The 23,802-nt window shown below is 71.5% G+C and carries 15 protein-coding genes and 1 pseudogene; 9 read left to right on the forward strand and 7 right to left on the reverse strand.

What is annotated here, in order from left to right:
* Nucleotides 1-211 precede the first annotated feature (211 nt).
* Nucleotides 212-1,090: a hypothetical protein gene (locus AB0D27_RS39750; protein ID WP_362518920.1), complete on the forward strand. Its 879-nt coding sequence runs from the start codon at nucleotides 212-214 to the stop codon at nucleotides 1,088-1,090.
* Between the two features lie 60 nt (nucleotides 1,091-1,150).
* Nucleotides 1,151-6,259, forward strand: a complete 5,109-nt coding sequence (locus tag AB0D27_RS39755) for a hypothetical protein (protein ID WP_362518923.1) — start codon at nucleotides 1,151-1,153, stop codon at nucleotides 6,257-6,259.
* A gap of 161 nt (nucleotides 6,260-6,420) precedes the next feature.
* Here the strand turns inward: AB0D27_RS39755 and AB0D27_RS39760 are convergent.
* A pseudogene (locus AB0D27_RS39760) lies at nucleotides 6,421-6,523 on the reverse strand (IS5/IS1182 family transposase); the annotation flags it as partial.
* A gap of 81 nt (nucleotides 6,524-6,604) precedes the next feature.
* Between AB0D27_RS39760 and AB0D27_RS39765 the strand changes: the two are divergent.
* Nucleotides 6,605-7,003, forward strand: a complete 399-nt coding sequence (locus AB0D27_RS39765) for a hypothetical protein (protein WP_362518926.1) — start codon at nucleotides 6,605-6,607, stop codon at nucleotides 7,001-7,003.
* 169 nt (nucleotides 7,004-7,172) lie between these two features.
* Here the strand turns inward: AB0D27_RS39765 and AB0D27_RS39770 are convergent, their stop codons facing one another.
* Nucleotides 7,173-7,697: a hypothetical protein gene (locus AB0D27_RS39770; protein WP_362518959.1), complete on the reverse strand. Its 525-nt coding sequence runs from the start codon at nucleotides 7,695-7,697 to the stop codon at nucleotides 7,173-7,175.
* 422 nt (nucleotides 7,698-8,119) lie between these two features.
* Between AB0D27_RS39770 and AB0D27_RS39775 the strand changes: the two genes are divergently transcribed.
* From AB0D27_RS39775 to AB0D27_RS39795, 5 genes are read left to right on the forward strand one after another with little or no spacing between them, the layout of a single operon-like run.
* On the forward strand, nucleotides 8,120-11,188 hold the full coding sequence (locus AB0D27_RS39775; RefSeq protein ID WP_362518929.1) for a nitrate- and nitrite sensing domain-containing protein: 3,069 nt from the start codon (nucleotides 8,120-8,122) through the stop codon (nucleotides 11,186-11,188).
* Complete coding sequence (locus AB0D27_RS39780; RefSeq protein ID WP_362518932.1) at nucleotides 11,185-11,625, forward strand: roadblock/LC7 domain-containing protein; 441 nt, start codon at nucleotides 11,185-11,187, stop codon at nucleotides 11,623-11,625. The genes AB0D27_RS39775 and AB0D27_RS39780 overlap by 4 nt, the downstream gene beginning before the upstream one ends.
* Before the next feature lie 9 nt (nucleotides 11,626-11,634).
* Nucleotides 11,635-12,030 carry a DUF742 domain-containing protein gene (locus AB0D27_RS39785; protein ID WP_362518934.1) on the forward strand — a complete coding sequence of 132 codons (396 nt, stop codon included), beginning with the start codon at nucleotides 11,635-11,637 and terminating at the stop codon, nucleotides 12,028-12,030.
* Nucleotides 12,031-12,054: 24 nt separating this feature from the next.
* The gene (locus AB0D27_RS39790; protein WP_362518937.1) at nucleotides 12,055-15,699 is read left to right on the forward strand and encodes a hydantoinase B/oxoprolinase family protein; all 3,645 of its coding nucleotides are present in this window, start codon (nucleotides 12,055-12,057) and stop codon (nucleotides 15,697-15,699) included.
* A complete protein-coding gene (locus AB0D27_RS39795; protein ID WP_362518939.1) occupies nucleotides 15,680-16,285 on the forward strand; it encodes an ATP/GTP-binding protein in 606 nt (201 codons plus the stop codon). Before AB0D27_RS39790 ends, AB0D27_RS39795 begins: the two co-directional genes overlap by 20 nt.
* A gap of 144 nt (nucleotides 16,286-16,429) precedes the next feature.
* Here AB0D27_RS39795 and glpK read toward each other — a convergent pair whose 3' ends face one another.
* The 5 genes from glpK to AB0D27_RS39820 form a co-directional block, all read right to left on the reverse strand.
* On the reverse strand, nucleotides 16,430-17,950 hold the full coding sequence (glpK, locus tag AB0D27_RS39800) for a glycerol kinase GlpK (RefSeq protein WP_362518941.1): 1,521 nt from the start codon (nucleotides 17,948-17,950) through the stop codon (nucleotides 16,430-16,432).
* A 13-nt stretch (nucleotides 17,951-17,963) separates the two neighbouring features.
* On the reverse strand, nucleotides 17,964-18,704 hold the full coding sequence (locus tag AB0D27_RS39805; RefSeq protein ID WP_362518944.1) for an MIP/aquaporin family protein: 741 nt from the start codon (nucleotides 18,702-18,704) through the stop codon (nucleotides 17,964-17,966).
* A gap of 947 nt (nucleotides 18,705-19,651) precedes the next feature.
* Nucleotides 19,652-21,310: a GGDEF domain-containing protein gene (locus AB0D27_RS39810; protein WP_362518947.1), complete on the reverse strand. Its 1,659-nt coding sequence runs from the start codon at nucleotides 21,308-21,310 to the stop codon at nucleotides 19,652-19,654.
* A 102-nt stretch (nucleotides 21,311-21,412) separates the two neighbouring features.
* Entirely contained in the window at nucleotides 21,413-22,603 is a 1,191-nt protein-coding gene (locus AB0D27_RS39815) for a lipid-transfer protein (protein WP_362518950.1), read from the reverse strand.
* Between the two features lie 28 nt (nucleotides 22,604-22,631).
* On the reverse strand, nucleotides 22,632-23,078 hold the full coding sequence (locus AB0D27_RS39820) for a zinc ribbon domain-containing protein (RefSeq protein ID WP_362518953.1): 447 nt from the start codon (nucleotides 23,076-23,078) through the stop codon (nucleotides 22,632-22,634).
* Between the two features lie 295 nt (nucleotides 23,079-23,373).
* On the opposite strand from AB0D27_RS39820, the gene AB0D27_RS39825 reads away from it, so the two are divergent.
* Nucleotides 23,374-23,802 (forward strand): NUDIX domain-containing protein (locus AB0D27_RS39825; protein ID WP_362518956.1); only part of this gene is annotated, 429 nt, incomplete at its 3' end.

A 23,802-nucleotide genomic window follows, 5' to 3' on the forward strand; every position in this document is an offset into this window, starting at 1 on the left:
GTTGTCGGGGAAGGAGGCCTTGTCCGTTGACCGGCCGGGGCATGGCAGGGCGGGCGCGAGGCGCGGGCCGTGTGAGCGTGCGGGCGCGGGGCGCGGGCCGCATGGCAGGGCAGGCGCAAGCCGCGGGCCGCATGAGAGTGCGGGCGCGAGGCGCAGGCCGCAGGACAGTGACGTACGTGATCAAGCACCAGCCGACCAAGGAGCCCGCACCGTGACCGAGCACGTCGAGTGGAGTGAACCGGAGGCCACCGCCGCTCCGGCGAACGCCCCCGTCACGCCCGCCGACGCCGCCGACGCGGCGCGGCTCGTCGCCTTCGGGCTGCAGCCCAAACTGCAGCCCGCGCGCGACCAGGAGTACGCCGAACTGCTGCGCCGCTACCGCGAGGATCCGCCGTTCGCGCGGCTCGCCGACGCCGTGGCCGCCGGGCTCGGCCTGGTCGTCCTGGAGGTGTCCCCGCGCGCGGGAATGGCGGTGACCGCGGCCGAGGACTCGGTCTTCGCCGTCCGCATGGGCGACTACGCGCGTCGCACGTCGGCCGACTCCGGGGACCGCTTCCTGCATGGACTTGCCCATCTCGCCGTCGCCGCCATGGCGTTCCCCCGCCCCGAGGACCTCGCCGACGACGGATACATAGGGCGCGTCTCGGTCAACGGCGTCGACGCGTTCGTACGGCAGGCCTGTCGCCGTCTGGAGGAGCGGGCCGAGCTATCGGGGGAGAACACCGACCCGGCGACGGACGCGCCGGGCCTGGAGGCGGCCTGGCGGATCTGGGCGCGGCGCAGCTCCACCGGCGCCACCAAGGACGCCCGAAGACTGGCCGGATCGACCACCGGCATCGTCGGCAAGGCCGTCGCGTTCCTCACCGACTCCGGGTTCCTGCAGCGCACCGGGGACGACGCCGGAGGGACGTACCGGACGACGGCCCGCTATCAGCTTCAGGTCCGTGACATGGCGGCCGGCGCCGCCATGACCGAACTCCTTGAGCTGGGCATCGTCCCGGTGACCGACGGCACCGCGACGCTGATGCCCGCCGAGGACACCGAGGATCTGGAGCTGGCGGCCGGGGCCGGGCTGCCGTTCCACTCCTGACCGACCGCCGAGTGCCCCTCAACTCCTCAACTTCGCTTACAACTACGAGAGTCCGCCGCCATGTACGAGCTGTCCCGGGTCCGCCTCTACTCCATCGGGCCTGCCGGTGCGCGCTACGCCGACACCGTGCTGGACCTCAGAGGTGTGGGCGAGCCCGTGCCCGACCCCGCGCCCACCCAGGCGGAGTTCTTCGAGGAGGAGCCTGTCGGACCGCCGCGCCGGCCCGCGCCCGCGGGCGTGCTCTTCCTGGAGAACGGCGGCGGCAAGTCGGTGCTGCTCAAGCTGATCTTCTCGGTGATGCTCCCGGGACACCGCAACACGCTGGGCGGCGCCAGCTCCGGTGTGCTGCGCAAGTTCCTGCTCGCCGACGACTGCGGACACGTCGCCCTGGAGTGGCAGCACACCCTGACCGGTGAGTGTGTGGTGGTCGGCAAGGTGAGCGAGTGGCGCGGGCGGCAGGTCTCCAATGACCCGAGGAAGTTCGCCGAGGCCTGGTACTCCTTCCGGCCCGGACCGGGCCTGAGCCTGGACAATCTGCCCGTCGCCGAGGCGACCGCCGTACGCCCGCCCGTCGAGGGCGCGTCCGGTGCGCAGGGGCGGCGGCGCACCATGAAGGGCTTCCGGGACGCGATCACCGAGGCGGGCAAGGCGTACCCGCACCTCGAAGTGCACTGGGAGGAGATCCACGACCGCTGGAACGAACACCTCGGCGACCTGGGCCTCGACCCCGAACTCTTCCGCTACCAGCGCGAGATGAACGCCGACGAGGGCGAGGCCGCCGGTCTCTTCGCGGTCAAGAAGGACTCAGACTTCACGGACCTGCTGCTGCGCGCGGTCACCGACACCCGGGACACGGACGGGCTCGCCGACCTGGTCGGCGGCTTCGGCAACAAGCTGGGGAGCCGCGCCGAGCTGATCGCCGAACGGGAGTTCACGGCCGGGTCGGTGGACCTGCTGGGGCGGATCGTCGACGCCGCCGAGGCACGGGCACGCGCGCGTGACATCCATGCCGGCGCCGAGCGGCGTACCCGGACGCTGGCACGGCGGCTGTCGGCGCGGGCCGTGCGGGAGCGCGTACGCGCCGGTGAGCTCGCGCAGCGCGTGACCTCCGCCGCGCACGCCGTCACCGATGCCGAGGGCGCCCGCGGGCGCAGCGCGCTCGTCGCCGCCGAACTCGCTTACCGACACGCCTCGTTGGCGCTCGCCGGCGCCGAGAAGGCCGCGGCCGCGCAGAAGCGCGAGCTGGCCGACGGGCGCACCCTGCACTCCGCCTGGCAGGCCGCCGAGCTCGTGCTGCGGCACCGTGCCGCCGCCGACCGCTCCGCGCGCGTGGCCGCCGCGATCCTGGAGGCCGAACGGGACGCCGCGCCCGCGCTCGCCGCCCGGGCCGAGGCCGCCGTCGACCTCGTACGCGCCCTGCACCGCGCCGCCGAGGGCGCCGAGGCACTCGCCAACGAGGAGGAAGAGCGTTCCGCCGGACTCCAGGAGGTCGGCGAGACGGCGTACGCCGACTCGACCGCCGCGGCCACCGCCGCGCAGCGCGCCCGCAGTGAGGTCGGGCATCTGCGCCAGCGCCTGACCGAGGTCGAGCAGGAGACCGCCGAGGCGGTCCGCGCCGGCTGGCTCGACGACAGCGCCCCGGACGCCGACCCGGCCCGGGCCGCCCTAGCCGCCAGCGACGCCGAGAAGACGGCCGTCGCGGCCTGGGACACCGCACGGGAGGCCTCGCGACATGCCTCGGAGCACGCCCGCGAGGCCGCGTCCGCGGAGTCCCGCGCGGAACTGACGGCCGCCCGCGCGGCGGACGCGGCGACGGCGGCCGAGCACGCGTACGACGCCGAGCGGCGTACGGCTCAGGCGCTGGCGGGGGAGGAACGGCTGGCGGAACTGCTGAGCCTGCCGGGCGCCTCCGGCGCGAGGCGCGGCGGGACGCTGGTGCCCCGGGCGCGGGCGGCCGCATCCACGGGCCGCGGGGCGGGGAGTGGTTCGCCGGAGGGCCTGGCCGGGGGCGGGCAGGGGGGTGTTCGCGCGGCGGGTAAGGGTGTCGACGGTGGTGCCGTCGGTGACGGGGTGGCCGGGCTCGACGAACAAGCCGCTTCGGGCAGCCAAGCTGTTGCCCCCGGCCAAGCCGGCTCGGGCGGCGAAGCCGCTTCCGTCGGACGAGCCGCTTCCGTGGGACGAGTTGCCTCCGTCGGCGAAGCTGACTCGGGCGGCCGAGCTGCCTCGGCCGGCGAAGCCGCTTCCGGCAGGCATGCCGGCCCGGATGGCCAGGCCGCCTCCGTCGGCGAAGCCGCCTCCGGCAGCCAAGCCGGCCCGTCCGGGCAAGGCGCCGCCGCCGGCGTCGGCCACGCCCGCCGCGTAGGCCAAGTCGAGCGCGGCGACGCGGTCGCTGACCGCTCGGGTCGCGGCGCGGCCGGTAGCGCCGTCGACGTCTGGGCCTCGGCCGAAGCTCCTCTCACCCCCGAAGAGTTGGACCACTACGCCGACGAACTCCGCGAGCTGCTCGACGACGGTGTCGCCTCAGCCGAGCGGCAGCTGTTCGACCTGCGGACCGCCGCGGCCGACGACGCGCGCATCCTCGGCGCACTCGGAGACGGCGGACTTCTGCCAGCGGGGCCGGACGTGCTGGCCACCGTCGAGTACCTCGGTGAGCACGGCATCCCAGCCCTGCCCGGCTGGCGCTATCTCGCGCAGGCTGTCGACCCCGTCGACCACGCGCGCGTGCTGGCCGCCCGGCCCGAGCTCGTCGACGGCGTGATCATCACCGATCCGGACACGCACGCGCGGGCCCGCGAGGCGCTCAGTGACGCGGCGCTGCTGCCGCGATCCGCGGTGGCCGTAGGTACGGCCGCCGCGCTGCTCGCCCCGACTCCGGCCGCCGAGGCGGGCGACAACAGAGTCGATGTATTCCTCGTACCGCCGAACCCGGCCATGCACGACGAGCACGCCGCGGACGAGGAGCGGCAGGCGCTCCGTACCCGCGCCACCCAGCGGGACGAGGAGATCCGGGTGCTCGCGGCCCGGCTCGGCAAGGACCGCGAACTGGCGGCGCGGCTGGCGTCCTGGCGTACCGGATGCCCCGCCGGACGGCTCCTCGAGCTCGCCGCCGCCGCCCGGGACGCGCGCGCGTTCGCGGAGGAGGCCGAGGCCGAGCTGACTCAGGCACGTACCGTCCGGGCGGAGGCCGACGAGGCGGCGGCCGACACGGCGCGCGTACGGGACGAGCGGCAGGAGGCCGCCCAGCGCGCCCGCCGCGCCGCCGACGCGCTCGCCGGGCTCGCCTTCCGGCTGCGCGAACGCGCCGGCTGGCAGCTCAAGCTGCGCGAACTCGCCGACGAGGCCACCGAGTCGGAGACCCGCGCCCAACTCTGCCTGGAACGCGCCCGCGCCGCCGACGAGGACCGCCGCGCCGCCCAGCGCGCCGCCGACGACGCCCGCCGCACGGCCCGCGCGCTGCGCGCCGAGCGCGCGGAGATCGCGGGCGCCCCCGACGACGTACCGCGGGACGAGAGGAGCGCGTCCAAGTCGTCGCTGCCCGCCCTGCGGGAGGCCTACCGGGCCGCGTCCCAGCTGTACGAGAAGGTCGGCGTCGGCGCCGATCTGCGGGCCGAGCAGGCACGGGCCGAGAGCGACGAGAGCGGCGCGCTGGCGGAGCTGGACCGGCTCAGCAACAAGGTGCGCATGCGAGCCGCCCAGCTCCTGGAGTCGCCGGACGGTTCCGACGGACCGTCCCGGCAGGCCGCCGCCGCCCGTGCCGAGGAGCTCGTGCAGCTCCTGGAGACGCGTATGTCGAGCGCGAGCGAGCAGCTGGGACGGTTGCGCGGTGAGGCCGAGCGGCACGCGCCCGAGGACGGCGAGGCGCATACCGAGCTGCCGCAGGAGCTGGTTCCGCGCGACGCCGAGCACGCCCAGAGCCTGCTGCGCACCGCCACCGCAGAACTCGCCTCCCGTACCGAGGCGTTGAGCCAGGCACGCGCGGCGCACGCCGAACTGCTCGACGCCCATCGGGCCGCCGAGGACGCGGCCGGTGGCTTCGACGAGACGGCCGCCCTGCTCCGGGATCTCCTGCGGGAGCACTCCGAGGAGGAGCAGGAGGAGCCCGAGCCCTACCCCGGCACCCTCGAAGAGGCCCGGCACTCCGCCGCCGAGGCCCGCCGCTCGCTGCGCGGCTGCGCCGCCGATCTGTCCGCCGCCGAGGCCGCCGTGAGGGAGGCGAGCGACATCCTCGTACGGCATGCCAACTCCACGCGCTACGAGCAGGTGCGCACACCCGCCCGGCAGCAGATCCGCGAGCTGCCCGCGGCGGCGCTGCCCGAGCACGCCCAGAAGTGGGCGGACGCCTTCGCCCCCCGGCTGCGGGTGCTGACGGACGAGTTGGAGCAGCTGGAGCGCAACCGGGACTCGATCGTGGACCGGTTGCGGGGGCTTGTGGAGTCCGCGCTCGCCACTCTGCGCTCCGCACAGCGGCTGTCCCGGCTGCCGGAAGGGCTCGGAGAGTGGTCCGGGCAGGAGTTCCTGCGCATCCGCTTCGAGGAGCCCGACCAGGCGACGCTGACCGAGCGGCTCGGCGAGGTCGTCGACGAGGCCACCCGCGCGGCGGTCAAGAAGAACTCCGACATGCGCCGCGACGGCATGTCGCTGCTGCTGCGTGGAGTCGGCGCCGCGCTCCAGCCGAAGGGGATCGCCGTCGAGATCCTCAAGCCGGACGCGGTGCTGCGTGCCGAGCGCGTCCCGGTCGGACAGATGGGCGACGTCTTCTCCGGTGGCCAGCTGCTCACCGCGGCCATCGCGCTGTACTGCACGATGGCCGCGCTGCGCAGCAACGACCGGGGCCGCGACAAGCACCGCCACGCCGGCACGCTCTTCCTCGACAACCCCATCGGGCGCGCCAACGCGACGTATCTGCTGGAGCTCCAGCGGGCCGTCTCGGACGCGCTCGGCGTCCAACTCCTCTACACCACCGGCCTGTTCGACACGACCGCGCTCGCCGAGTTCCCCCTCGTCATCCGGCTGCGCAACGATGCCGACCTGCGGGCCGGGCTGAAGTACATCAGCGTGGAGGAACACCTCCGGCCGGGGCTGCCGCAGCAGCCTCAGGGGGACGAGGCGGTGCACAGCGAGATCACGGCCACGCGGATGTTCAAACGCCCGGCGTCTGCAACCCCCTAGGGGCGCGGGACTGTGTCGATATGCGGCTCCGCGGCGCGGGTGCAGGCGGTGCTTGCGACAGCGAGGAAGTGCTCGGTCTTGCGTTCGTAGCGGCGTCGCAGCCGGTTACCCCGTGCCGCCAACCACCGTCGCAGGTGGGCGCGGTCGGCTCGCGTGTCGGGCGAGCCGATCGCACAGCGAGAACCATTCCAGGTCGCCGCGGGAGTCGGGTTCGTCGAGGACCAGGCGATGCAGCTCGGCCCACACCCCGGCCTTGCTCCACTCTGGGAGAAATTCGGCGATGAACTCCCTTTCCCCTCATGTAAGTTCAGGCTCGACCAGTTGTCCGAAGAGAGGAACTCTGCCTTGCGCACGTCCTACCGTCGTCTGACGACTGTCCTTGGGATAGCCGCGGCCTCCGCGTCGGCGCTCGTCCTGGGTACCGCCCCGGCACAGGCCGCCGGCAACGTCTACGAGGCCTACAACGCCATCACCTCGCCGAGCGCGAAGACCGAGTTCGCCGAGGACGGCGAGATCCTCACCGCCCTCGACATGAAGAAGGACGGCCACGGCACCGCCGCCCAGTGGCGCTATAACTCGAGCTCCGCCACCCACTCGTACTACAACGGCTACGGCTACGCCGTCGCCCACGACTGGAACCTGTCCTTCGCGGAGGGCACCACCCTGCAGATCCGCGCCTGCCTCCAGGACACGTCCGACGGCACCCCGTACAGCTGCGGCGGCTGGGAGTACGCCAAGGCCTGACCGTCACAAGTCGGCGAACGGGCGGGCCCTCGGGCCCGCCGCTTTCGAGTTCGCAGGTCAGCGCTCGCCCTGCGCCGGTGGCCGCGGCCCAGCGCCGGTTCACCGAGTGGGGCAAGGCAGGGGTGTGGGGCCGGGCTCCACCGCCTGGTCCTCGACGACCTCGGCTCCCTCAAGGGTGCGACAACTGCCCCGTCCCGCCCCGTCGGCGTATGCGCTCCGCGGCACGCGCCTGCCGTCGTGCCCTGCGCCGCTCGCGCCGCAGGGACCGGGCGGTGCTGCTCGGTGCCGACACCACCCCGTTGCGCTGGTTCCACACCTGGCGCGTCACCCAGACGTCGAGCGCGGCCCACGTCGCCACAACGGTGCTCGCCACGCTGCTGAGGACCATCGGGAACGCCAGCCATGATCCGCTCAGCGTGCACAGGAACGCCAGCATCGCCTGGATCAGCGTCACGGCGATGATCAGCACCGCCCGCACCGCGGCCGTACGCACCGGATCGGGCATCCGGCGCCGCCGCGCGGGCTCCTCGATCCACAACGGCCGGTAGTGCGGCTGCTCCTGAGCAGCCGCGCTCTCAGCGGCCCCGCCCCTGAGCGCCGGAATATCGTGATCCAGTGCCTCGGGACCCCGCCGCGCCGTCTGGTGCGCCGCATCGCCGTCCTCAGGCGCCACGCGCTGCTCCGCCGTGCCCATCAACTCGTCACTCCCCACCGCCCAGCAGGCCCCTCGCACTGGTGTCATGCGACACCGGCTCCCCATTGGCTGCCCGGCTTGCGCTGCTTTACGCCGCCTGAGCGCGGCATGCGGCCCCTTTGACCGATTCCGCCCCCATCTCCCGTAGAGAAGGACGAACGACATGCCGCGAAGATTCCCAACGAGCGAAGAAATCCAGCCAACTGACCAAGTTCACCGCTCCGCTCCGATCCGGCCCAAGTGCCGGATTCGGGGAGGCAATCTCCCCCAATGAACGGACAACTGCCCATGTCTCGTTCCCATCGCGCGGGGGCTGCGCCCGGACAGCTCTTCGAGTTACCTGTGCGTCGGTAGTAGGCTCACGCCGTTTGTTGACGCACATGTGTACCCCCAAACCAAAGGGGGGCGAGCTGGGGGAGGCCATGCGCTTTCGCGGGAAGTCCATCCGCCGGAAGATCGTGGCGCTGCTCCTCGTGCCGCTGGTGTCCTTGACCGCGATCTGGGCCTTCGCGACCGTACTCACGGGTCACGCGGCCAACCAGCTGTTCAACGTGTCGGACATCGTGGAGAAGATCGGCTACCCCACCGAGGACACCGTCCGCGTCCTCCAGCAGGAACGTCGCCAGACCCTCGTCTATTTGGCCGATCCCCGCGCCTCCGACGGGCTTGCGGCGCTCAAGCGCAGCAGGACCGCCACCGACCGGGCCGTGGCGAAGATTGGTAAGAACGCCAAGGACGAGGACCTGCGCGAGGAGATGGGCGAGGGCACCGCGGGGCGCCTCACCTCCATCCTGGACGCGGTCGGCGGCATCGACTCGCTGCGCCGCACCGTCGAGGACGGAACGGTGACCCGCGCCGAGGCCCTCAATCAGTACAACCTTCTCGTGGACCCCTGCTACGCCCTCCTGGCCTCCCTCGACGGCGTCGACAACGTGGCGATGGACAAGCAGGCCCGCGCCCTCCTCAACGTCACCCGCGCCCGCGAGCTGCTCTCCCGCGAAGACGCCCTCCTCGGCTCCGCACTCGTCGCGGGCCGTGTCTCGCGCGACGAGATCCGCGACATCTCCGACCTCGTGGCCCAGCGCACCCTGCTCTACGACGTCAGCCTGCCGCTGCTGCCTGCCTCGGAGCGCCAACGCTACGAGCGCTACTGGAAGAACGCCGACACGGCGCCCCTGCGTGTGGCCGAGCAGTCCGTCGTCACCTCCACCGCGGGCTCGCCCCGCGGTGTGACCGCGAAAAGCTGGGACAGGGCGGCCGGGCATGTTCTCGACGAACTCGGCAACCTCGACGACAAGGCGGGCGACCGCTACCAGGACCGGGTACGGCCCGTGGCCATGGGCGTCATCGTCAAGGCGGTCATCGCGGGCGTCCTCGGACTGATCGCCCTGCTGTTCTCCCTCGTCATGTCCGTACGCATCGGCCGGAGCCTCATCCGCGACCTGCGCCGACTGCGGCTGGAGGCCCACGAGGCGTCCGGCGTCCGCCTGCCCAGCGTCATGCGCCGCCTCTCCGCCGGCGAGCAGGTCGACGTCGAGACCGAAGTGCCGCGCCTGGAGTACGACAAGAACGAGATGGGCGAGGTCGGCCAGGCCCTCAACACCCTCCAGCGTGCCGCCGTCGAGGCCGCCGTCAAGCAGTCCGAACTGCGTGAAGGCGTCTCCGAGGTCTTCGTCAACCTCGCGCGCCGCAGCCAGGTCCTGCTCCACAAACAGCTCACCCTGCTCGACACGATGGAACGCAGAACCGAGGACACCGACGAGCTGGCCGACCTGTTCCGCCTCGACCACCTGACCACACGCATGCGCCGTCACGCCGAGGGCCTCGTCATCCTCTCCGGCGCCGCTCCGTCCCGGCAGTGGCGCAAGCCGGTCCAGCTCATGGACATCGTCCGCGCCGCCGTCGCGGAGGTCGAGGACTACGAGCGCATCGAGGTACGCCGTCTGCCGCGCGTCGCCGTCACCGGACCCGCGGTCGCCGACCTCACCCACCTCGTGGCCGAACTCATGGAGAACGCCACGGTGTTCTCGCCCCCGCACACCGCTGTCCAGGTCCTCGGCGAGCGCGTCGCCAACGGCTTCACCCTGGAGATCCACGACCGCGGCCTGGGCATGGCCGCGGAGGCACTCCTCGACGCCAATCTGCGGCTCGCCGAGACCCCCGAGTTCGAACTCTCCGACACCGACCGGCTCGGCCTCTTCGTGGTCAGCCGGCTCGCCCAGCGTCAGAACGTTCGCGTCTCCCTCCAGCCGTCCCCGTACGGCGGCACCACCGCGGTCGTGTTCATCCCCGACTTCCTGCTCACCGACGACGTCCCGGACACCAACGGCATCGGCTTCCGCCTCGACCGCGTGCTGCCCGGCAAGGAGAGCGGGACGGAAGAGAGCCGCGATGCTGCGCTCTCCCAGGCACCGGTGCGGCTCCCGGGCCTGCCCGCCTCGATCCTCGACGGTCCGGTGGAACTGGAAGCGCCGGTCGACCTGGACACGCTCACCGGATTCCCGGGCGCCCTCGACGACGCGGACAGTGAACGGGGCGGTTTGTTCCGGCCGCGCCGCTCCATCGCCGGCGTTCCGGGCGAGCAGCACCAGCAGGCCCGCGACAGCCGCGGTGAGCCCGCCCGCTCCGGGGACGACGACCACCCGGGCGCCGTTCCCGTCCCGCTGCCGAGGCGCCGGACGCCCAAGCTCGTCAGCTCGCACGGCCGTCCCGTGACGCAGACGAGGTCCCGGCGCGACGAGGCGGACGAGGACCTCGTCGATGACGTCGAGCCGGCGCGCAAGGCGGGCGCGGCAGACAAGCCCGGCCCGGCGCAGAACCTAGAGCCGGTGCAGAACTTGGAGCGAGGGGAGCGCGGTGCGGTGGAACTCGACGGCGCGAAGCCGCTGCCCTCGCGGCGCGGCGACCGTTCCGAGGCGTCGGCGCGGCCCGGAGGCGAACGCTCCGAGACCTCCGGTCTTCGGGAAGCTTCCGGCGTACGGGAGACCAACGGCCGTCGGGAGATCACCGGCCGTCGGGACGACACCGGTCGGCGGGAGGACACCGGCCGTCGGGAGATCACCGGCTCCAGCCGGCGGCAGGCGGCCGGCCGCCGTGAGGCGCCCGATCTTCGGGACGCCCCCGGTTTCCGTGAGGCACCCGCCCTTCCTCAGCGCATCCGTCGCACCAGCGCGTCGACAAGCGCGGACGAGACCACCCCGCGCCGCGACGCCATGACCGGCGAGGCAGAATCGGGCGTGGGCCCGCTGCCCCGCCGTGTCCGCCAGGCCAATCTGGCCCCGCAGTTGAAGGTCGGCCCCGAACGGCGCACCGAGCGCGACACGACCCGCACCGGCACGGGAGCGGACCTCACCGAGCGCGACGCCGACGAGGTACGCAGCCGGATGGCCTCGCTCCAGCGGGGCTGGCAGCGCGGCCGCGAGGAGAACGCCGCGGGCGACGAGGCCCCGGACGGCACAGCACCAGGAACGACAGAGGGGGACGGTCGATGACCGCACCGAAGGCCGCAGGGCCCACCGCGACCGGTAAGGCGTCAGGCCAGCTGAACTGGCTGCTCGACGAACTGGTGGACCGCGTCGCCAGCATCCGCAAGGCGATCGTGCTCTCCGGCGACGGCCTTCCGACCGGGGCCTCCAAAGACCTCACCCGGGAGGACAGCGAGCACCTGGCGGCGGTCGCCTCCGGTTTCCACAGCCTCGCCAAAGGCGTCGGCCGCCACTTCGAGGCTGGCAACGTACGGCAGACCGTCGTCGAGCTCGACGAGGCCTTCCTGTTCGTCACGGCCGCCGGTGACGGCAGCTGTCTCGCCGTCCTCTCGGACGCCGATTCGGACGTCGGCCAGGTCGCCTACGAAATGACGCTCCTGGTCAAGCGGGTCGGCGCACATCTCGCCGCCACTCCGCGCACCGATCTGCCCTCGGGCGGGTAGTGGGATGACATGAGCGGAGACGGTCAGGGAACACGCCACTGGTTCGACGACGACGCCGGGCCGGTGGTCCGTCCGTACGCCATGACGCGCGGCCGCACCACCAGTGCGGCTCAGCACCGCCTCGATCTGATCGCGGTCGTCGTCACGGAGCCCCACGCCGACGACCCGGAAGCGGACCAGACGCTGTCTCCGGAACACGTGGACATCGTCGAACTCTGCCGCGGCGTCCCCCAGTCGGTCGCCGAACTCGCCGCCGAACTCGATCTTCCCATCGGAGTGGTACGGGTCCTGATCGGAGACCTGGTGGACGACGAAATGGTCCATGTGACACGCCCCGTGCCCCCTGCCGAGCTACCGGACGAGAGTATTCTGCGCGACGTGATCAACGGCCTCCGGGCGCTCTGAGCAGGGCGGAAACGGGGAACAGACGTGACAGGCTGGCAGTTCTGGGTCGACCGAGGCGGCACCTTCACCGACATCGTCGCGCGGCGCCCGGACGGCCGCCTGCTCACGCACAAGCTGCTGTCCGAGAACCCGGCCCGATATGCGGACGCGGCGGTCGCGGGCGTGCGTGAACTCCTCCACGGCGAAGACCAGGACGTCGCGGGCACGCACATCGACGCCGTCCGCATGGGCACCACCGTCGCCACCAACGCCCTCCTGGAACGCAAGGGCGAGCGCACCCTCCTCGTCGTCACCCGCGGCTTCCGCGACGCCCTGCGCATCGCCTACCAGAACCGACCCCGCATTTTCGCCCGCGCGATCGAACTGCCCGAGCTGCTGTACGAGCGTGTCATCGAGGTCGACGAGAGGATCGCCCCCGACGGCACGGTCCTGCGCGCCCCCGACCTGGACGCCCTCGCCGGGCCCCTCCGTGATGCGTACGACTCCGGAATCCGCGCGGTGGCCGTCGTGTGTATGCACAGCCACCTTCACCCCTCCCACGAGCAAGCGATCGGCGAGCTGGCGGCCCGCACGGGCTTCCCGCAGATCTCGCTCTCCAGCGAGGTCAGCCCGCTGATGAAGCTCGTCCCGCGCGGTGACACGGCGGTCGTCGACGCCTATCTGTCGCCCGTCCTGCGCCGCTACGTCCAGCACGTCGCCCGGGAAATCCAGGGCGTACGGCTGATGTTCATGCAATCCAACGGAGGTCTCGCCGAAGCCGGCCAGTTCCGCGGCAAGGACGCCATCCTGTCCGGGCCGGCGGGCGGCATCGTCGGCATGGCCAGGATGTCGCAGCTCGCCGGCTTCGACCGCGTCATCGGCTTCGACATGGGTGGCACCTCCACGGACGTCTCGCACTTCGCGGGCGAGTACGAGCGGGTCTTCACCACCCAGATCGCCGGGGTCCGGCTGCGCGCGCCCATGCTGGACATCCACACCGTGGCCGCGGGCGGCGGGTCGGTGCTGCACTTCGACGGCTCCCGCTATCGCGTCGGCCCCGACTCGGCCGGTGCCGCCCCCGGCCCCGCCTGCTACCGAGGCGGCGGCCCCCTTACCGTCACCGACGCCAATGTCGTGCTCGGCCGCATCCAATCCGCGCATTTTCCCAGCGTGTTCGGCCCCGACGGCGATCAACCCCTCGATGACGCACTGGTCCGCGACCGGTTCGCGGCCCTCGCGCGCGAGATCCGTGAGAAGACCGGCGACGACCGCACCCCCGAGCAGGTCGCCGAGGGATACCTCCAGATCGCCGTGGCCAACATCGCCAACGCCGTCAAGCGGATCTCGGTCCAGAAGGGCCACGACGTCACCCGGTACGCACTGACCACCTTCGGCGGCGCCGGCGGCCAGCACGCGTGCGTGGTCGCCGATTCGCTCGGCATCCGCACCGTCCTTGTGCCACCCATGGCCGGCGTCCTGTCCGCCCTCGGCATCGGACTCGCCGATACGACAGCCATGCGCGAACACTCCGTTGAGGTGCCCTTGGAGGCGTCCTCCATGCCCGGCGTCCTGAAGACCGCCGACGACCTGGAGAGCGCCGCCCGCGCCGAACTTCTCGCCGAGGACGTGCCCGAGGACCGCATCGAGGTCACCCGCCGCGCCCAACTCCGTTATGACGGCACGGACACGGCACTCACCGTCGAGTTCACCGACCCCGACACCATGACCCACGCCTTCGAAGAACGTCATCGCGCCACCTACTCCTTCGCCCTCGACCGCCCGGTCGTCGTGGAAGCCCTCTCCGTAGAAGCCACCGGTCTCACCGAACCCCCCGATCTCTCCGCCCTCGCTCGCTCCGAGGCCGCCAAGGAAGGCCGCTCCGCCGCTCCGGAGACAGTCAGCCTTCACACGGGTGGCGCCTGGCGCGACGTCCCCCTGCACCGCCGCGAGGAACTGCCCCCGGGCGAAACGGTCACCGGACCCGCGATCATCACCGAGGCCGGCGCGACGACCGTCGTGGACGACGGCTGGCGGGCCGCGACGACCGACGACGGGCATCTGGTCATGGAACGCGTGGCGGTTACGCAGAGTTCCGACATCGGCACGGAAGCGGATCCCGTTCTGCTCGAGGTCTTCAACAACCTCTTCATGTCCATCGCCGAGCAGATGGGCGCACGCCTGGAGTCCACCGCCCAGTCCGTCAACATCAAGGAGCGCCTGGACTTCTCCTGCGCCCTCTTCGACCCTGACGGCAGCCTCGTCGCCAATGCCCCCCACATCCCTGTTCACTTGGGCTCCATGGGCACGAGCGTGAAGGAAGTCATCCGACGGCGCCGCGACAGCATGCGGCCCGGCGACACGTACGCGGTCAACGACCCGTACCACGGCGGCACCCATCTCCCCGACGTCACCGTGATCACCCCGGTCTTCGACACGGAGGGTGAGCGGATCCTCTTCTACGTCGCCTCGCGTGGTCACCACGCCGAGATCGGCGGTATCGCACCGGGCTCCATGCCGGCGAACAGCCGCACCATCGAGGAGGAGGGCATCCTCTTCGACAACTGGCTGCTCGCGGAGAACGGCCGCTTCCGCGAAGCCGAGACGCTGGCCCTGCTCACCGAGGCGCCCTATCCCTCGCGCAACCCGAAGACCAACCTCGCCGACCTGCGCGCCCAGATCGCCGCCAACCAGAAGGGCGTCGACGAAGTGGGCCGCATGATCGAGGACTTCGGGCTCGACGTCGTCCAGGCGTACATGAAGCACGTCCAGGACAACGCGGAGGAGGCGGTACGCCGCGTTGTCGATGCCCTTGAAGACGGTGAGTTCGCTTATGAGACCGACTCCGGAGCCGTCATCCGCGTCCGCGTCTCCGTAGACCGCGAAAAACGCTCCGCGACCGTCGATTTCACCGGCACGTCACCCCAGCTCACCACCAACTTCAACGCCCCCTTCTCGGTGGTCAACGCCGCCGTCCTGTACGTTTTCCGCACCCTGGTCGCCGACGACATCCCGCTCAACGACGGCTGTCTGCGCCCCCTCGACATCGTGGTGCCTCCGGGATCGATGCTGGCCCCCGAGCCGCCCGCCGCCGTCGTCGCCGGCAATGTGGAGACCTCCCAGGCGATCACCGGCGCTCTGTACGGAGCCCTCGGCGTGCAGGCCGAGGGCTCCGGCACCATGAACAACGTCACCTTCGGTAATGAGCGCTACCAGTACTACGAGACCGTGGCGTCCGGATCCGGTGCGGGCGACGGCTTTCCCGGCGCGCCCGTCGTGCAGACCCACATGACCAACTCGCGGCTCACCGACCCCGAGGTTCTGGAGTGGCGACTGCCCGTCCTGCTCGAGGAGTTCGCGCTCCGGCGCGGCAGCGGTGGCGCCGGTCGCTGGCCCGGCGGGGACGGTGCCGTGCGCCGCATCCGGTTCCACCAGCCCATGACCGTCTCGACGCTCTCCCAGCACCGTCGGGTGCCGCCCTACGGCATGGCGGGCGGCGAGCCCGGCGCCCTCGGCGCCAACCGGGTCGAGCGCGCGGACGGCACGGTCACCGAACTCGGTGGAAGTGATTCGGCGGACGTCGGCCCCGGCGACGTACTCGTGATCGAGACCCCTGGCGGTGGGGGCTACGGCCCACCGTCGTGCGACCCCCATCAAGCAGGAGAAGAGAACGATGATCTTCGGGCGTTCTGAGCGCGGCAAGCCCCCGGTCGAGCCCGTCACGCTCAAGATCCTGGTGGCCGGCGGGTTCGGCGTGGGGAAGACGACCCTCGTCGGCGCGGTCAGCGAGATCAAGCCGCTGCGCACCGAGGAGGTGCTCACCGAGGCGGGCCGGCCGATCGACGACACCAGTGGTGTGGAAGGCAAGCACACGACCACCGTCGCCATGGACTTCGGCCGCATCACGCTCCGCGAGGACCTGGTGCTCTATCTGTTCGGGACGCCAGGACAGGACCGCTTCTGGTTCCTGTGGGACGAACTCGCCACCGGTTCACTGGGCGCCGTCGTGCTGGCCGACACCCGCCGTCTGGAGGACTGCTTCGCCGCCGTCGACTACTTCGAGCGGCGTTCCATTCCCTTCGTGGTCGGCGTGAACTGCTTCGAGGACGCCGCCCGTTACCCCGCCGACGACGTCCGCCGGGCCCTCGACCTCGACCCCGGCGTGCCGGTCGTCCTCTGCGACGCGCGGGACCGGGAGTCCGTCAAGGAGGTCCTCATCGGCGTCGTCCAGCACGCGATGGCGTACGCCGCCGGCCGCCGCGAGACGGTCACGACCTGAAGCACGCCTACGGCCGTAAGCACCACGAGGCACAGGTACGGCCCGTACCCCCGCCGACCGGGGTACGGGCCGCAGTCATGCACGCGCGCGTGTCTCACGCGAAACGCACGCGCGCGTGGACCCCTGTTTCAGCTGACGTCCGGTTCAGTCGACGTCGTCCTCGTGCCAGCCGAAGCTCTTCTCCACCGCCTTGCGCCAGTTGTGGTACTCACGGTCGCGGACCGTGGCCTCCATGGCCGGGGTCCACTCGACGTCCTTCTGCCAGTGCGACTTGAGTTCGTCGAGGTCGTTCCAGACACCGGTTGCGAGCCCGGCCGCGTACGCCGCGCCCAGACACGTCGTCTCGGAGACCTTCGGACGGATCACCGGCACTCCGAGCACATCCGCCTGGTGCTGCATCAGCAGATTGTTCTTGGTCATGCCGCCGTCCACCTTCAGGGTGGTGATCTGCACCCCGGAGTCCTGGAACATCGCGTCCACGACCTCACGGGTCTGCCAACTCGTCGCTTCCAGGACCGCGCGGGCGAGGTGCGCCTTGGTGACGTACCGCGTCAACCCGGTGACGACACCGCGCGCGTCGGAGCGCCAGTAAGGGGCGAACAGGCCGGAGAACGCGGGCACGATGTACGCGCCGCCGTTGTCCTCGACGCTTGCCGCCAGGGTCTCGATCTCGTCGGCGTTGCGGATGATGCCGAGCTGGTCGCGGAACCATTGCACCAGTGCGCCGGTGATCGCGATCGACCCTTCGAGACAGTAGACGGGCGCCTCACTGCCGATCTTGTAGCCCATTGTCGTCAACAGCCCGTTCTTCGAGGGGACGGGCCGGTTGCCGGTGTTGAGCAGCAGGAAGCTGCCGGTGCCGTAGGTGTTCTTCGCCGTGCCCACGTCGTAGCAGGCCTGCCCGAAGATCGCCGCCTGCTGGTCGCCGAGCGCCGACGCCACGGGGACGCCCGCGAGCTGGCCCACGGCGGTGCCGTACACCTCGGCGGAGGACCTGATCTCGGGCAGCACCGCCTCGGGGACGTTCATCGCGGACAGAATGGACTGGTCCCACTGGAGGGTCTCCAGGTTCATCAGCATGGTGCGCCCGGCGTTGGTGACGTCGGTGACGTGCCGGCCGCCGTCCGTGCCGCCGGTCAGGTTCCAGATCAGCCAGGAGTCGATGGTGCCGAAGGCGATCTCGCCGCGCTCGGCACGCGCGCGAAGCCCTGGGACGTTGTCGAGCAGCCAGGCCGCCTTGGGCCCGGAGAAGTAGCTGGCCAGCGGCAGGCCGGTCTGCTCGCGGAAGCGGTCCTGGCCGTCCGGGCCGCCCAGTTCGTTGCAGAGCGCGGAGGTCCGGGTGTCCTGCCAGACGATCGCGTTGTGCACGGGCTTGCCGGTGGCGCGGTCCCACAGGACCGTCGTCTCGCGCTGGTTGGTGATGCCGAGCGCGCTCAGCTGGTCGGCGCGCAGCCCGGCCTTGGCGATCGCTCCGGCGACCACCGCCTGCACCTTGGACCAGATCTCGGTGGCGTCGTGTTCCACCCAGCCCGGCTTGGGGAAGATCTGGCGGTGCTCGCGCTGGTCGACGGCGACGATCGCGCCGTCGTGGTCGAAGATGATGCAGCGGCTCGAGGTGGTGCCCTGGTCGATTGCGGCGACGTACTTCTCGGCATGGTCCGTCATGACGTCCCCTTCGTCAGAAGGCTGCGTTGTAGATCGCGGCCCCGATGACGGCACCCGCGATCGGGCCGACGACCGGGATCCAGGAGTAACTCCACTCGGAGGTGCCCTTGTTGGGAATCGGCAGCAGCGCGTGGGTGAGGCGTGGCCCCAGGTCGCGGGCCGGGTTGATGGCGTACCCGGTGGGGCCGCCCAGCGAGAGGCCGATGCCGACGACGAGGAGGGAGATGAGCAGCACGGGCAGGCCCGCGTCGCCGATGCCCGCGACGTGCTTGCTCCCGCCTACCAGCCCGAGGATGGGCAGCATCAGGGCGGCGGTCGCGATGATCTCGGTGATCAGGTTCTGCACGGGGTGATAGATCTCGGGCCGCGTCGAGAAGATCCCCAGCGTCTCGATGGCCTTGTCCTCTTCGGCGTTGAGATTGAACTGGCCGAGATAGAGCAGCCAGCACAGGGTGGCCCCGATGATGGCTCCGGCGAACTGTCCGAGGATGTAGAAGGGCACATCCTCCCATTTCGTGGTGCCCTCGATCGCGAAACCGATGGTCACCGCCGGGTTGATCTGTCCTCCGGACAGTGGTGCCGAGGTGTACGCGCCGGCGAGCACGCCGAAGCCCCACCCGAAGGCGATGACCACCCAGCCCGCTCCCTGGGCCTTGGACTTGTTGAGGGTGACGGCGGCGCAGACCCCCGCGCCGAACAGGATCAGAATCGCGGTGCCGATCAACTCGCCGACAAAGATGTCTCCGTTGCTCATGGCGGCTCCTAGGCCCTCGCCCGGGGCAATCCGCCCCGGGCCACCGTGCAGGGTGCGTTTCCCATGGCTACTTCAGCCGAAGGCAGGAAATCCCGCGCCCCGCCCGGCGTCCGTGACGAGCGTGCCGTCGCAGCGGAATCGCCCGTGGGGGAACGGCCCTGGGTACAGGTCGGAAACTCGAGCGGTGCGGTGCCTGAAGACGCCCGAATGCGGCGATGCCGACTGACACCCGGAAGTGTTCACCGGTGCCCAGGGGGCGTCAAGGTCGCGGACCGCAACGGTTCGAAGGCCGCAAAGAGGACGCGACGCGGGGCCCGTCGAACACGCGCGCCCGGACGACGGGACCTCTCATCAACGGAGAAGCGCACCGCCCACCGACCGATCGGCGTCGACTTGCGAAGAGCCGCCCACACCCTGCGGTGCCTCGTCGGGCCGGCGGACACGCCACGACCGTTCCGGAGCACCGAAGTCGGCACCGCCAACTCCCCGTGTGGCACGGAACACCGAGAAGCGGAGGCGGTTGAGGTGCCTCGCTCGCCCACGCACCGGTTTACCAACAGCGTTGGTGCGCCAAGGTATGGCGGTCAGCCGGTCAGCCGGTCAGCCGGTCTACCGGTCTGGCGGTCAGCCGGTCGGGCAGAGCCGGGGATAGCTGTTCGTCCGGTGCGGCGTAGCCGCGGACAGGTGGTCAGCCGGTCGGCCGGTCTACCGGTCTGGCGGTCAGCCGGTCGGGCAGAGCCGGGGATAGCTGTTCGTCCGGTGCGGCGTAGCCGCGGACAGGTGGTCGGCCGGTCGGCCGGTCAGCCGGTCTGGCGGTCTGCCGGTCGGGCAGAGCCGGGGATAGCTGTTCGGCCGGTCCGACGGAGCCGCGGACAGGTGGTCGGCCGGTCGGCCGGTCCGGCGGAAAGATGACGGCCGGGCGCAAGCCCGGCGGCGCGGCGCGCAGGTCACCCCGCCAGCGGCTGCCCAGACGGCCGCACCGGAGCCCCCGCCCCCGCCCCCACCCCCGGGCCCCGCAGGATCTGGTGGCCGGGCAGCCCCGCGCGCCCCAGTACCCAACTCGCCCCGTCCAGGGCCTTCGCGGCCTGTTTGAGCGGCGCCAGACACGCGGCCGCTTGTCGGTGATCGGTCACGCTGCCGGCCGCGCACAGCACTGTGGCCAGCGACAGCGTGACGGCCCGTCCGCCCGCTGACCAGGGCGTGTCGAGCACGGAGGCGGCCAGCGGGTCCAGAGTGTCCGGGTCGGAGAGGACCAGAAAGTCGTCCCCGCCGATGTGCCCCACACATGTCGCCCCGGACGCCGCGTGCTGCAACGCCCGCCCCACCGCGCGGATCAGCTCGTCGCCCGCCGCGAACCCCGCTCCGTCGTTGACCTGCTTGAAGTGGTCGACGTCCAGCCAGCTCAGCGCGAACATCCGGCCGTCCGCGATCCGCCGGTCCACCTCGGCGGTGATCGCGTCCGAACCGGGCAGTCTCGTCAGCGGATTGAGTCCCGCCGCCTCCTCGACCCGGCTCTCGGACAGTGCCCGTACGAGATCCGCCAGCCGTACGACCCCCACGCAGCGCCCGTACCGGTCGACGACCGCGACATCGTCGGACGTACGGTCCCGAGCGCCGTCCGCCACCACGTCGAGAACCTCCCACGCGGTGGCGTCGGCGCCCACCGTACGCGGCGGATCGCCGAGCTTGGCAGCCGGCCGGTCGGCGTACAGCGCGTGCCCGTAGGGCCCCGACATCGACAGCAGGAACCGCGACCGATGCACCGACCGGACCGGAATGCCCGAAGGGTCAACGAGCAGCACACCGGACACATTGGGCGAGCCGGTGAGCAGCGCCCGCACCTGGCCCGCGGACGCCGTGGCGGGCAGCAGTGCGGCCGGCCGCACGAACTGCCGTACGGACGGCCCGGACCGGGGCGTCGAGGCGACACCGGGGGAGAGGGCCGGAACGTATACGTCCGCCGCCGGCAACCGCGCGGGCGGCGCGAACAGCTCGCCCTGTGCCCACTGCGCGCCCGCCGACACCGCGGCCGCACACTGCGACTCCGTCTCGACGCCCTCGACGGACAGCAGCGCGCCCAACTGCTCACACAGCGTCCGCATCGCCCGCACCGCCGCGGGCCGCGTCAGCAGGGACACGTCGAGCTTCACCAGCTCGGGCGCGAGGTCCGTGAGCAGCCGCAGGGGTACGTCGCCGTCGCCCACTCCGTCCGCGCAGATCCGGAAGCCCTCGCCGCGCACCGCGGCCACCGCCTCCAGCAGGGCGTGCTGCGGCACATGCGTGTACGGCGGGCCGATGTCGACCGTCACCTCCCACGGCAGCCGCCCGCCCTCGCGCACCGCGTCGCGCAGCGCCGCGAGCCCGCCGAGATCGGCCAGCGTCCCGGCGAACACATTGACGTGCAGCGGCAGCAGCGTCTCCTTGCGAACCGCCGCCCGGATCGCCAACGCGGCCAGCCGACCGTCGAGTTCGGGGTCGCGGCGGGCCTGCGCCAGGATGTCACCGGACTCCGGACGGGCGAGTATCTCCAGCGCGGCGACCCCTCCGGTCGTCAGGTTGACGACTGGCTGGAAGGCGAAGCGGACAGTATCCGTCCAGGAGGGCACGGCAGCATGATGGCTCCGCCCGCGCACGCCCGGGCGCGATTCATGAGCTGTTCACGCATCATTCCGAGCTCGTCACACCGCGTGCGGGGCGTGCCGCGGGGATCACCGTACGGCGATGACCGACGATCCATGCCCGAACAGACCCTGGTTCGCGGTGATTCCGACCCGGGCGCCCGAGACTTGGCGGTCGCCCGCGCTGCCCCTCAACTGCCATGTCAGCTCGCACACCTGGGCGATGGCCTGCGCCGGAACGGCTTCTCCGAAGGAGGCCAGCCCGCCGCTGACGTTCACCGGTATGCGCCCGCCGAGCGCGGTGACACCCTCCCGGAGCAGCTTGGCCGCCTCCCCCTCCCCGCACAGCCCCAGGTCCTCGTACCACTGCAACTCCAGGGCCGTGGAAAGGTCATACACCTCGGCCAGCGAGAGGTCCTCGGGACCGATGCCCGCCTCCTCGTACGCCGCACGTGCGATCGACGCGCGGAAGGTGTCGGCCGCGGGCTCCACCGCGACCGCGGAGTCCGTGGCGATGTCCGGAAGATCGAGCACCGTGTTGGGATAGCGCGGGGTCACCGTGGACACCGCGCGGATCCGTACGGGATCCGCCGCTGCGTGTCTGCGCGCGAACTCCATGCTGGACAGCACCACGGCAGCGCCGCCGTCGGACGTCGCGCAGATGTCGAGCAGCCGCAGCGGATCGGCGACGACGGCCGACCCCGCGACCTCCTCGGCGGTGACCCTCTTGCGGTAGCGGGCGTGGGGATTCAGCGCCCCCAGAGAGGCGTTCTTCACCTTGACATGTGCGAAGTCCTCCAGCGTGTCCCCGTGCAGCGCCATCCGGCGCCGTGCGTACAGCCCGAAGTACGTCGGATTCGTCGCCCCGAGGACGCGGAATCGCAGCCAGTCCGGATCGTCCGGCCTGTCCCCGCCCGCCGGGCGGAAGAATCCCTTGGGCGCCGCGTCAGCGCCCACCACGAGGACCACGTCAGCGAGACCCGAAAGGATCTGTGCCCGCGCCGCGTTGAGGGCCTGCGCTCCGGACGCGCACGCCGCGTACACGCTCGCAACCCGTGCCCCCTGCCAGCCCAGCGCCTTGGCGAACGTCGCCCCCGCCACGTACCCCGGATAGCCGCCGCGCACAGTGTCGGCCCCCACGATCGAGCCGACGTCCTGCCAGTCGACCCCCGCGTCGGCCAACGCAGCGCGCGCCGCGACGACTCCGTACTCCACGAATCCGCGCCCCCACTTGCCCCACGGATGCATGCCGGCGCCGAGCACCGCCACCTCGCCGCTCATGCCGTCACCCCCGTACACCACATGCCCCTCATGCAGTCACCCCTGTCGGCCGCCAGTGCCATGTAGTCCAGGTCGTCTCCGCGTCTTCGTTCAGCACACCCGGTACGACCTCCACCTCCATGCCCACCGTCAGGTCGGCGACGGTGATCCCGGGAACCGCTTGGCCGAGTACCACGATGCGCTCGGATTCCAGCTCCACAGCGATCAACGCGTAGGGGTCCCATGAGAGTTCCGGATCGGTCACATACGGTGACGGTGGTCGGTATCGGCTGTCCGTGTACGACCAGACGCGGCCACGTCGGGACAGCGGCACCTCGGTCAGCTCACCGCCCGGACAGCCCGGATTGCGGCAGAAGGCATCCTCGCGGGGGAAGAAGACCGATGCGCAGAATGAGCAGCGCGTACCGAGGAGACGGAAATCGTCCCCTTCTCCGGCGAACCATCCGGCGACGACAGGCGTGCGTGTACGCGACAAGGTCCCTCCACGCGCTGGATCTGACGGAACGTCAGAAGTCTGCCACGGGCAACGGGAATTCGGCAGGGCGTGGGGCGAACCGTGGAGGCCGCTCGGGCGTCGGAGTACCTGTGGGGACGGCCGGGGCCCACGGGGGTGGTTCCGGCCGTCCCCGTCGGCGCCCTCTGGCGATGGGGGTGCTGTTGCCGAAGAACCGTCCGACGGTGCGTCCGCGGAGAGGTCCACGCACTCTGAGGAAGCACCACGCCCACCGCCGGTGAAGACGTCCTTCCGATGATCGGATACAGTCCGCGGCGTGTCCGCATCCCCGCACCCACCCGCCGACTTCGCGCCGGACTCGCACTGTTCGAACTGTGGCGCACCCTACGGAGAGGGCGTCTCCGGCTGGCCCCGCACCTGCGCCCACTGCGCCACCGTGGCCTACCGCAATCCGCTGCCGGTCGCGGTGGCCCTGCAGCCCGTGTACGACGCCAGGGGCACCTCCCTGGTCGTCATCACCCGGACCATCGCCCCCGCGCGCGGGGGCATCGCCCTGCCCGGAGGGTTCATCGACCACAGGGAGGACTGGCGGCACGCCGTCGTACGCGAGCTCAAGGAGGAGACGGGCATCGACGCGGCGAGCCGCGAGGTGCGGAAGCCTCCACCGGGACGCGGCCCGGCGTCCAGAGTGCCGCCGACCATGCCGACGCGCTCGCGCATGCCGATCAGGCCGTGCCCCTGCCCG

Source organism: Streptomyces sp. NPDC048415 (genome assembly GCF_040651675.1).
In the GTDB taxonomy this organism is placed as follows: domain Bacteria; phylum Actinomycetota; class Actinomycetes; order Streptomycetales; family Streptomycetaceae; genus Streptomyces.

Excerpts from the sequence above, each read along its gene's own strand:
- AB0D27_RS39755 (WP_362518923.1), top strand. The coding sequence starts at position 1,151 with ATGTACGAGCTGTCCCGGGTCCGCCTCTACTCCATCGGGCCTGCCGGT.
- AB0D27_RS39770 (WP_362518959.1), bottom strand. The coding sequence starts at position 7,697 with ATGGGCACGGCGGAGCAGCGCGTGGCGCCTGAGGACGGCGATGCGGCG.
- AB0D27_RS39775 (WP_362518929.1), top strand. The coding sequence starts at position 8,120 with ATGCGCTTTCGCGGGAAGTCCATCCGCCGGAAGATCGTGGCGCTGCTC.
- AB0D27_RS39780 (WP_362518932.1), top strand. The coding sequence starts at position 11,185 with ATGACCGCACCGAAGGCCGCAGGGCCCACCGCGACCGGTAAGGCGTCA.
- AB0D27_RS39785 (WP_362518934.1), top strand. The coding sequence starts at position 11,635 with ATGAGCGGAGACGGTCAGGGAACACGCCACTGGTTCGACGACGACGCC.
- AB0D27_RS39795 (WP_362518939.1), top strand. The coding sequence starts at position 15,680 with ATGATCTTCGGGCGTTCTGAGCGCGGCAAGCCCCCGGTCGAGCCCGTC.
- glpK (WP_362518941.1), bottom strand. The coding sequence starts at position 17,950 with ATGACGGACCATGCCGAGAAGTACGTCGCCGCAATCGACCAGGGCACC.
- AB0D27_RS39805 (WP_362518944.1), bottom strand. The coding sequence starts at position 18,704 with ATGAGCAACGGAGACATCTTTGTCGGCGAGTTGATCGGCACCGCGATT.
- AB0D27_RS39815 (WP_362518950.1), bottom strand. The coding sequence starts at position 22,603 with ATGAGCGGCGAGGTGGCGGTGCTCGGCGCCGGCATGCATCCGTGGGGC.